General features: G+C 77.0%; 1 pseudogene. It reads right to left on the bottom strand.

From position 1 onward, the window contains the following. A pseudogene (locus AN218_RS37240) lies at window positions 1-1,753 on the bottom strand (serine protease); the annotation flags it as partial.

The following is a 1,753-nucleotide window of genomic DNA, read 5'->3' as shown; positions in this document are numbered from 1 at the left end:
GCATCGCCAGCGCGGCGGTGGCGTACGCCGAGGGGTCGCCGGGGATCCGCAGCAGGGCCTGTGCGCCGCGCTCCAGGCGCAGCCGGTCGTCGTCCGTACGGGCACGGGCGACCATGCGCGGCCCGTACTCGGCGGCGGCGATCTGCCGCAGCGCGCTCTCCTGCCGCGCCCAGCGTTCGACGGCGCGGCACAGTGCGGCGGGCTCCTCCTGGGCGAGGTCGCCGAGGAGTTCGTCGGCGCGCGGATGGCACGCGTCGGTCAGCAGGTCCAGCGTGGTGTCCAGCGCCAGGCGGCGGTGGGTGTAGAGCAGGGCCTGCGCGGCCGACGCGACGGTGGGACGCGGCAGTCGGCACACGTCGCCGGATTCCCTGCCGTCCCGGTGGCGGTCCGCGAGCGGGCGCCGGTCCGTGAACCAGCCGCACAGCAGCGGCAGTACGGTCGCCGGTTCCGCTTCCAGCATGTCGGCGACGACGTCGAGGAAGCGTTCCTCCTCGCGTCTGCCGCCCGGTCCGGACGGCGGCGGGTCCGCGGGCAGCAGCAGGCGCAGCAGTCCGGTGCGCTGCGCCGTCGGCAGGGCGAGCCCACGCCAGAACGACGGCCCGAAGCCGTCGGGGTACGACGGGCCGTCCGCGCACGCCCGCTCGCGCCCGTATCCGCCGCACGCGTCCCCCTCGTCCGCGTCCCCGTCGGCGATGCGCTCGGCCAGCCCGCGCAGCAGCCCGTCACAGGGACGGGCGTCGGGCAGGCGCAGCAGCGTCTCGCGGAGCAGCGTGCGTGCCCACCACACGGCCCCGGACTCCCCGCCTGCCAGGGCGACTTCGGCCAGCGGCCGCAGCCGCCGCTCCAGCGCGGCCGTACCGTCCAGGCGTGCGCCGAGCACCAGCGCGTGGACGACGACACCGACGCGGTGCCGGGGCAGTACGGCGGCGGAGACCGGATGCCGAGGCGCACCGTCCCGCGCGTCGGCGCCCGCCCCGTGGACGAGGGCGTCCAGCGCGGCGTCGACGTCGAGATGGCGGCCCTGGAGCCAGTCGCCGAACTCCTCGTCGGCGAACCGGAATTCGTCGCCGGCCGCCTCCATGACCCCCTCCGCGAGCACGGCGTCCGCCCAGCCGCCCCGGCGTGGGAACACCGCGTCGAAGTCGTCCCGCCGCAAGGCGCCCTGTCCCTGTCCGAGACAGCGCCGGGCGGCCTCGTGCAGCGCTCCGGCCGTACGGGCGGCGAGCCTGCGGAGCGTACGGGCGGAACACGCCGGTCCAACAGCCGTACGCGCCAGCCTGTTCGCGATCCGCAGGGCGACGAGGTCGAGGTGGGCGTCGAAGATGTCGTCGCGTCCCGGCGGGGCGTCCCCGGTGACGGCGGTCGGCCAGCCGTGGACGTCGCGGTGCGCGCCGCCCGTTGCGGGACCCTGTGCCGCGTGGATCTCCGCGAGCATCCGCAGGGCGAGGGGATGCCCGGCGTCCGCGGGAGCCGTCTCGCCCGCACCGACGCCGTACAGCTCGCGGGCGCGCGCCGCCTGCGGCCCGTACAGCTCGCCGAGGTGGACGCACGGGGGCGCACCGTCCCGTGCGCCGTCCGCGGCCTGGCCGCGCTCGACGCCGCCGTACAGCAGCTCCGCAGGCAGCAACTCGCCCAGCTCGGCCCAGAGTTCGGGCCCGCAGGCGATCACCAGCCGGGCGCCGGAGGTCCGCAGCCAGCTCGCCGTGCCCGTCGCCCAGCGGCGCAGGTCACGAGCCAGGGAGGGCGGCATCTC

This window comes from Streptomyces nanshensis (assembly GCF_001751255.1).
GTDB lineage: Bacteria > Actinomycetota > Actinomycetes > Streptomycetales > Streptomycetaceae > Streptomyces > Streptomyces nanshensis_A.
Note: the sequence above shows the minus strand (reverse complement) of the source record. Positions and strands in the feature narration are given on the sequence as shown.